The organism is Chryseobacterium sp., assembly GCF_045629545.1.
Lineage (GTDB): Bacteria > Bacteroidota > Bacteroidia > Flavobacteriales > Weeksellaceae > Chryseobacterium.
On the sequence record NZ_JAZQRK010000028.1, the window covers coordinates 1 to 8414 of the forward strand.

8 protein-coding genes are annotated in these 8414 nt (G+C 32.9%); all 8 read right to left on the reverse strand.

Features of this window, described 5'->3' with window-relative positions; all coding sequences use genetic code 11:
* Positions 1–240 precede the first annotated feature (240 nt).
* On the reverse strand, positions 241–1509 hold the full coding sequence (serS, locus tag ACKI42_RS06850) for a serine--tRNA ligase (RefSeq protein WP_407403789.1): 1269 nt from the start codon (positions 1507–1509) through the stop codon (positions 241–243).
* A gap of 70 nt (positions 1510–1579) precedes the next feature.
* Complete coding sequence (locus ACKI42_RS06855; protein ID WP_407403791.1) at positions 1580–2086, reverse strand: hypothetical protein; 507 nt, start codon at positions 2084–2086, stop codon at positions 1580–1582.
* A gap of 35 nt (positions 2087–2121) precedes the next feature.
* Positions 2122–4020 carry an asparagine synthase (glutamine-hydrolyzing) gene (asnB, locus tag ACKI42_RS06860; protein ID WP_407403793.1) on the reverse strand — a complete coding sequence of 633 codons (1899 nt, stop codon included), beginning with the start codon at positions 4018–4020 and terminating at the stop codon, positions 2122–2124.
* Positions 4021–4072: 52 nt separating this feature from the next.
* Positions 4073–5332 carry a polysaccharide biosynthesis C-terminal domain-containing protein gene (locus ACKI42_RS06865; RefSeq protein ID WP_407403795.1) on the reverse strand — a complete coding sequence of 420 codons (1260 nt, stop codon included), beginning with the start codon at positions 5330–5332 and terminating at the stop codon, positions 4073–4075.
* Positions 5322–6470, reverse strand: a complete 1149-nt coding sequence (locus ACKI42_RS06870) for a glycosyltransferase (RefSeq protein WP_407403797.1) — start codon at positions 6468–6470, stop codon at positions 5322–5324. The genes ACKI42_RS06865 and ACKI42_RS06870 overlap by 11 nt, the downstream gene beginning before the upstream one ends.
* A 79-nt stretch (positions 6471–6549) precedes the next feature.
* Complete coding sequence (locus ACKI42_RS06875) at positions 6550–7038, reverse strand: hypothetical protein (protein WP_407403799.1); 489 nt, start codon at positions 7036–7038, stop codon at positions 6550–6552.
* Between the two features lie 24 nt (positions 7039–7062).
* Entirely contained in the window at positions 7063–7695 is a 633-nt protein-coding gene (locus tag ACKI42_RS06880; RefSeq protein ID WP_407403801.1) for a hypothetical protein, read from the reverse strand.
* Between the two features lie 118 nt (positions 7696–7813).
* On the reverse strand, positions 7814–8414 hold a 601-nt coding region (locus ACKI42_RS06885), incomplete at its 5' end, for an IS982 family transposase (protein WP_407403803.1).

Below are 8414 nucleotides of genomic sequence, written 5' to 3' on the forward strand. Positions count from 1 at the left end.
GCAAATCTCGTTGTTCTTTGAAATGATTTCTACAATCTTCTTCGGTGCCAAAATGTGCTGTGAAACTAAATAAATTCATCGTCAATCTTTTGATAAACACAAAGATAATGATTTTTAGGCAATTTTACGGATATTCATTAAGTATTTAGTTGAAATAGCTTAAAAACACAAAACCACCGAAATTTCGGTGGTTTTTTTATTATAAATTGTCATTTCAAATGTTGAATGACCATCTGATTGTTAATTTATCAAATCGAATCTTGCGTACTCTGCAATTTTCTTTGGTAACTTGATGCCTTCTTCTGTTTGGTTATTCTCTAACAATGCAGCCATTATTCTTGGTAAAGCCATTGCAGAACCATTCAGCGTGTGTACCAACTGAGATTTACCATCCGTTTTGTAACGGCACTTCAATCTATTTGCTTGGAAAGTTTCAAAGTTTGAAACAGAACTTACTTCCAACCACATTTCCTGTGCTGCACTCCATACTTCAAAATCGTACGTCATTGCCGCAGCAAATCCTGTATCTCCACCACAAAGTCTCAGAACTCTGTACGGTAATTCTAGATCTGTAAGGATACCTTTGATGTGTTCTACCATTTCTTCCAAAACGTCATAAGAACCTTCAGCTTTCTCTATTCTTACAATTTCTACTTTCTCGAATTGGTGAAGACGGTTTAGTCCTCTTACATGCGCACCATAACTTCCAGCCTCTCTTCTATAACACTGAGAAAATGCTGTATTTTTGATTGGAAGATCTTTTTCTTCTAGCAAAACATCTCTGTACAAATTGGTTACAGGTACTTCAGCAGTTGGGATTAGATACAAATCGTCTGCATTGATGTAGTACATCTGCCCTTCTTTGTCTGGTAACTGTCCTGTACCATATCCTGAAGCTTCATTTACCACATGTGGAGGATTTACTTCTAAGTATCCAGCTTCTACGTTTTTATCTAAGAAATACTGTACCAAAGCTCTTTGAAGTCTAGCACCTTTCCCAAAATAAACAGGAAAACCAGCACCAGCAATTTTCACACCCAATTCAAAATCAATCAAATTGTATTTCTTTGCCAATTCCCAATGTGGGATAGCACCTTCGCCAAGACCTTCGACTTCGTGAGATTGGTAAATAATCTCGTTATCATCAGCAGAAGATCCAGCTTTTACCTTTTCGTTGGGAATGTTTGGAAGTTGATAAAGAATATTTAGTAATGATTTTTCTTTAAGTTCTAGTTGAGATTGCAATTCTTTGCTCGACTCTTTATATTGCGCTGTTTTAGATTTCGATGCTTCAGCTTCTTCTTTCTTCCCTTCTTTCATCAAAAAACCAATCTCTTTGGAGATTTTATTCATTTCAGAAAGTTGAGAATCTAATTCGAACTGGATTTTTTTTCTCTCGTCATCGGTTACGATTGCCTCGTCTACCAACTCCAGATTTTTGAATTGTCTTTTTTTAAGACCTTCTAAAACGCGTTCTTTATTGTCGCGCAAAAATTGAACTTGTAACATTTTATTTAGATGTTAGTGATTAAAACGTCATCCATTTGAAATAATGACGACGCTACTGCAAATTTAAAAATTATTTTATGATTGTAACTACATTTGGTTCATTAGATCCCTTGGTAAATTTCAACTCGCTGTTGTAATATACTTTGGAAACTTCAAATGCTGATGGAGTCATTCTATAGAAGACATTGAGAGTATCAACGATTGGAGTATCCATCTGTGTTGAGGATATTTTTTTGGTTAGAGATAGGATAATTTGAGATTTATACATTTTATCTCCTGCACCATTGTCGTCTACCAATTGTCTTTTAGCACCTGATACATATTGCAAATAATAGGTAGAATCTATGATCATTTTTCTACTAAAATTGACAGGCGCAATATCTACATCCGATAAATTATCATTCATAGAAATTACAGTATATGAACCATCTTTCGTTGGATGAAGCAGATCATTACCTGAGGGATCTTTTATGTAAATATCCAAAATCTGATCTATATTTTGTACATCATCTTCATCACTGCTACAACTAAGCAGCGTAAAAAAAGTAATCGCAAAAATCCACAAATAATTTTTCATAGAACAAAGTTAAAATATAATACCATATATCTACCTTATTCCTCTTCAAAATATTTCTGATACCAAAGCTCAAACGTTACCAATTGCCATATCTTGGTGTAATCGTACATTTGTTTTTCTTCTTTTTCCCATTTTTCGATAACGTTTTCAACGAAGAAATCTCTCTTTTTCAACCGAGCTAAGTTTTCTGAAATAAAGATTCTTATTTTTGCCTCCTTTTCAATAAAATGGGCAAATGGAAATGAGAATCCCTTTTTTGGCATATTCAGAATTTCTATCGGCAAATATTTTTCAGCGACTTTTCTTAGCAAAGGTTTATTTTGTTTACCATTAAATCTAAATTGCGCAGGCAAAGAACAAACATAGTCTACAAGAGCATTACTCAGGTAAGGATATCGAAATTCTACCCCATACTTCATCGCGCTTAGATCATCCCGAAAAACGTGGTGAGAAGACAAAGAATATCTCATATCATATTCGAAAAGTCCTTTGTAATCTTTGGTTTCAGACAAATGATAAGATTTACAATTTGTTTTAATCTCAGAAAAAACAGAATCAGAGAATACAGATTTTACTTCGTGTGGCATCATACCAACCTGACTCTGTCTAAAAAAATCGAACATCGTTCGTACCGAAAAGTAATTCTTTACTCTATTCGAAAATTTAGTATTGGCAAAAATAAAAGGACGAACAAAGCCAAAATTTCTCATAAAAAGCCATTGGTTAAGTTTCAAACTATGAGAATATCCTGCAAAAAGTTCATCTGCTCCATTCCCGCTTAAAACTACTTTAAAACCTAGATTTTTAGCATATTCAGCTGCATTCAACAAGATTTCCATACTGCTGTAAGGTTCTTCAAAATGCTGAATATTTTCTTTTAAATCTTGTAAAACTTCATCATCTGATATGATTTTAATATGATGATTGATATCCAAATTTTTAGCGACCAAACTTGCATTTTTCACTTCCTCTTCCGCAAATGGATAACCAAGCGTGAATGCATTAATATCTTTATCTAAAGGTTTAGTTTTAGTAGTAATTAAGGTAGAATCTATTCCACCACTCATCATGCTTGCCACAGGAACGTCAGATTGCAACTTATCTTTAATACTTTCAGAAAGTAATTCGTCTATTTTCAATATAGCATCTGACTCTTTAATAGAAATATTTTCAGATGGAAATTCCCAATATTTTTCTTTTTTAAATTTAAAATTAATTAAATCTAACGTCAAAAAACTCGCAGGTTCCAAAGAAAATATATCTTGAAAACAAGTTTCGGGAGCTAATGTAGTTTGAAACAAAAAATTGGTGTAAACGCCTTGCCAATTCACTTTCGGAATAATCAATTCGTTTTTTAAAATCGATTTTATCTCAGAAGCCCAAACCAAATATTCTGAACTTTGAGTATAAAATAAAGGTTTCAAACCCATTCGATCTCTCGCCAAAATCAATTTCTGATTTTTGTTGTCTACAATACAAATTGCAAACATCCCGTCTAACTTAGCAAAAATGGAAGTTCCCCATTCTAGATAACCTTTCAAGATGACTTCCGTATCAGAGTGACTGCGAAATTGATGACCTAAATGCTGTAACTCTGCCTTTATTACTAGAAAATTATAGATTTCCCCATTAAAGGTGATGGTACAAATTTCGTCATCAGAGGTCATGGGTTGATGACCATTTTCACTTACATCAATTATAGATAATCGACGAAAACCTAGCGCTAGTTTAGAAAAACGATTGGGTAAAAGTGGTAATTTATTTTTGATTTCTCTTATAGAATCCTCGCCTGCGTAAGCTTTAGAATTATTATTTTCCTTCAGCCAATAGCCTTCATCATCGGGACCACGATGCCGAATAGCGTTGTTCATTTCTAAAATATTATTAGAAGATAATTCTTTATGAAATGAGTAATAGCCGCATATTCCGCACATAAATCAAATTTAATATTTAAAAATGATAACATCAAAAAATACCGACTAATTTTTACAAGTCTTTCTTAGTAAAAGAATTTTTAAGTGTTTTAATTTCTGCTAAAGTATAAGTATAATCTTTTAGTCTGAAAGGTGTTTTTTGATAAAATTTCCAAATCAAAATGCCCGCAGAAATACAGTAAGAAGCCGTAGTCGCGATACAAGCGCCTACAATTCCCCATTTTGGAATAAGCAAATAAGAAAGTAAAACGGTAAAAAACAATCCTACAAAAGCTTTTATATTGAGTATTCTAAGTTGCTTGATGGCAGAGAAATAATAACCTATCATATCTGTAATGGCAATCATAATAATACCAGGAAGAAGCAAAAGCATAATGGTTTTTGTATTGCTAAATTCTTGCCCGAATATCAATACATAAAGCTGAGAAGGAATAATGACGATGAAAAATGCGCAGATAATCATCAATAAAACAGCAATCTTCAGCGATTCTTTGGTTTTGGAGATAGATTCTTGCTCGCTTTTCGAGTTGACCACATCAGAATATAAAATGACTGCCATACTTCTTGTAATCGTCCATATGGCTTCTGAAAATGTAATACCGATAGAGAAAATTCCCACTGCTGCAACCCCTTCGAAATAATCTAAAAAGTAGAATGAAAGCCGATAATTCAAAAACTGAATAAAAGCACTGAGCTGGGTTTTCCAACCATAATCAAACATACTTCGGAATACATTTTTAGAAAAAACAAGCTTAGGCACCTTCAAAAGTTTTATTATATGCCAAGTACTTGTAATAAATAGAATCCCACAACAGGCAATTTGAGCGATAAAATAGGTTTCTACGTGAGATTGATTAGCAATATGTACCAAAATTAGGATAAACACAATATGAACCAATTGTTGTAATATCGTATAGATATTGAAAATTTTGATATTTTGACTTCCTACAAAAAGATTGATATTAGCAGATAACAAGGAAGAAAAAACCGAAATTCCCATCAGATGAAACAGATATTCGGTCTGAAAAGAAGTGATGGTAAACAATAAGGGAACTAAAATTCCTATTAAAATTGACCATAAATAGGCAAACCCCAAAATTTCTTCAGTTTTAAACTTTTTAGCAAAAAAAGAGATACTACTACCCGCCAAAATACTGCTAAAAAAACTTACCACCGCTACATTGGCAATTACCAAAGAGATCGTGCCTTTGCCTTCGCTACCCCACATATTGGTAGAATAAATAACCAGCCCAAAACTAAGAATAAGGATAAGGAAGCGCGATATAAAGGTTTTAACAACTCTAAGTTGCATTTTTTGAAGAATAAATAGATTGTGAAACGAAATCTACAAAAGAATTTTTAATCACGTTCCAATTGTAAGTTGCAAGATATGCTTTTCTCGCTTGCTGAGCTTGCAAAGAGTAAAAATCAGGGTTTTCTAGATAATGCACGATGATGTTGGCAATAGACTCCGCATTTTGCGGATCCACCAAATGTCCGTAGCTAGAAACATCCATATGTTGGCGTATTCCCTTTAGATTGGAATAAATAATAGGTTTTCCTGCTCCGATATAATAAAATAGCTTAATCGGTAAAGAATGATGATTCTCAAAATTGAATTCCCGTAGATCAAAACAAAGATGAGCCTCGCCGATGGTTTTGGTGAAATCTTTGAAATCGGTAGGATTTTTTAGGGTAACATTTTTAAAATTAAATTGAGAAATTAAATCTGAAAAATACTTTTCGTCTTCAACAGTTCTCGCTGCGCCTACGATAAGTATGGAGATTTTATAGTCAGGTTTTCTACTTCGTAAACAATCTATAGCGCGGAAAAAATTGCCAATTCCTTTGTCTTTAGAAAGTGCGCCTGTATAGCACAATGTAATTTCGTTATGGGTTATTTCTATGCAATTTTCTACCACATAATCTTCAGCAGGATAATAGGGTGAAATCATTTTCTTTTTAAACGGAAAAAAAGTTGCCAATGGAAATTGTTTCGTTTTTTCGCCAAAAATAAATTGCCCAGAACGCCAACCTGCATATAACTGAATCAGAGAGAACTGAACGCCTTTAATTATTTTTAAAGGAAAAGATAAACCTTGCAGCATAGACATCGCCGGGTACCACTCTGTAATATCGTAGATAATAGCTGTTTTCTTTTCTTTATTAAATTGATGTGCCGCAATAACCGCTAAAGGTTCAGAACACAAAATACAATCGGGTTGATATCCTTTACAAACCGATAAAAACTGCTGAAATTTTTCTTTTGTTGAATGATGCAAAATGCCGTAAGATTCTATATCTATTCCTTCCATTTCTCCAACAAAATCAGAATATAAACTTGAAATTTTAACCTGAAATCCTCTTGATTGTAACTCTTTCGCTTGATGATAAAAAATTCTATCATCATTATAATTGTGAGCCGTTGTTAAGAAGAGAATTTTAGACATATAGGAAACCATTCTATTTAAGAAAAATTCTCTCAAGATCATATCTAAAGAGAATTTTTTACGATGAGTTTTTAGACTCTTATTTAATTGTAGCAGCCCAGCTTCTCCCGAATGGAAGTAAGAAGTTGCTTAGAAATTCTAGATAAGTATTTTTAGAAAAATCAAAAACTTCTATGTCTTTAGATAATTCTCCATTTCTGATTTTATTTTTAAAATCGATCAGCTTTAAAGTTTTTACTTCTCCATTTTCTACAAAACTAGCCTTCATACGATCGAATAATCCCAAGTGAAAATCTGCGTCGATCTCTCTCATTACTTTCCCAAGAGAATCTATACTACATCCAGAAGCTATCTCCTGCTCCTCATCTACACAGATAATAATAAACTGATTTTTTTCTATTTTGAATGATGAAGACAATGGCTTACCGTGAGCTGCCCAAGTAGCCAAAAAATCATATAATTTTTCTGTGATTACTTTTGCTTCTTTGGTTGCCAAAGGACGCGAAGCTGGATATATAATAACTCTGTAGTCGCTAGTTTCTACAATATTTGATTCTTCAATTTTCATAACATTGACTTTAAAAAAGTAAAATTACGCAATTTTGTTGAGTTTGAAACCATTGTATTTTTTAGCCAAAACAGACAATAGCATGATAAGCAATAAGACTACAAACACAAAAAAGAAACGTAACGCCCCAGATTCTGGGAAGAATAAGAATTTTATATACACATTGCAGAAAAATAAGCAAGAAAGAATTCTTACCCACAAATCTTTAGATAAAAAGAAAATAGCGAATAATAAAAGAGAAACCGTTAATGTTATTTTTTTAAAATATATAATTTTAATGTAAATAATAGAGAAATATCCCTTCCAAGTGAACAACATTGGATCGGTAGAAACAAAAGATCTCCTTTGGATAAAACTATCGTAAAACAAGTCTTTCCAACCTGGATAATTGTAATATTTCATAATGGCAAAATTCAGGATGATCAAAGCAATCCCTTGCGCTATCAGATGGTATTCTATTTTTTTTTGTTTAATTAAAATAAACAATCCCAACGCACCCAAATAAGACAACCCGAAGGTAACATAGTCTGGACGTATAAACGTGATGAGTAATAGTAGGAAAAACATCTTTAGTGCGCTCCATTTTTTGAAAATCCCAATCATAAATAAGATTAGAAATTGGAATATAAATAGATCTGGCGTAGAAACTCTTGCCATATACAACATTGGAGGCAATATCATCACCAAAAGGCTAAATACAAAGGCAATGTAGACATTGTTGGGAACGATAATTTTAGATACATAAAAAAGTAAAATCCCAGTAACCTGAGTTCGATTAATAAAACATTGCTAACTGATTATTTTTCAATGTTTCATATTTTAGTGATGGTTTTTTTGGAAGAAAATTATAAGCAATAATTCCAGCTACAAGATTGCTCATAAAGTTTACTACTGAACGATGCCTAGAGTGTTCTACTTGGCAAATATTTTTCAACTCATCATTCACGGTTTCAATGATAGAGCGCTTTCTAAGCAAAATCTTATCACTCATTTCCATCAAACTGTTCTTCATATTATTGCGAATACTGGTGATTAATTGAATCCCATCTACAAATAATAATTGAGTCAATTTTTCGCTGATATAACCTTTATCACCGAACAATTTACCAAAAATAGATTGTAAAAAAGAGTCGTTTTTCAATGGTTCTCGATCGTCCACATTTGCCTGTGTTACACAAAAACTTAGAAGTTCACCTTTGTCATTGATGATGATATGAAGTTTGAAACCATGAAACCAACCCATGGTAGATTTTCCAGTGGTAGCAACGTCTTTGAAGACTTTGTTGCGTTTTATTCTTTTATTTTTACAAACTCTGATTGGGGTGCTATCTACAAAAGAAATTCCTGTACAATTTCCTAAGCAACAGGTTTTTGCA

Excerpts from the sequence above, each read along its gene's own strand:
- asnB (WP_407403793.1), bottom strand. The coding sequence starts at position 4,020 with ATGTGCGGAATATGCGGCTATTACTCATTTCATAAAGAATTATCTTCT.
- ACKI42_RS06875 (WP_407403799.1), bottom strand. The coding sequence starts at position 7,038 with ATGAAAATTGAAGAATCAAATATTGTAGAAACTAGCGACTACAGAGTT.
- ACKI42_RS06880 (WP_407403801.1), bottom strand. The coding sequence starts at position 7,695 with ATGGCAAGAGTTTCTACGCCAGATCTATTTATATTCCAATTTCTAATC.
- serS (WP_407403789.1), bottom strand. The coding sequence starts at position 1,509 with ATGTTACAAGTTCAATTTTTGCGCGACAATAAAGAACGCGTTTTAGAA.
- ACKI42_RS06870 (WP_407403797.1), bottom strand. The coding sequence starts at position 6,470 with ATGTCTAAAATTCTCTTCTTAACAACGGCTCACAATTATAATGATGAT.
- ACKI42_RS06855 (WP_407403791.1), bottom strand. The coding sequence starts at position 2,086 with ATGAAAAATTATTTGTGGATTTTTGCGATTACTTTTTTTACGCTGCTT.
- ACKI42_RS06865 (WP_407403795.1), bottom strand. The coding sequence starts at position 5,332 with ATGCAACTTAGAGTTGTTAAAACCTTTATATCGCGCTTCCTTATCCTT.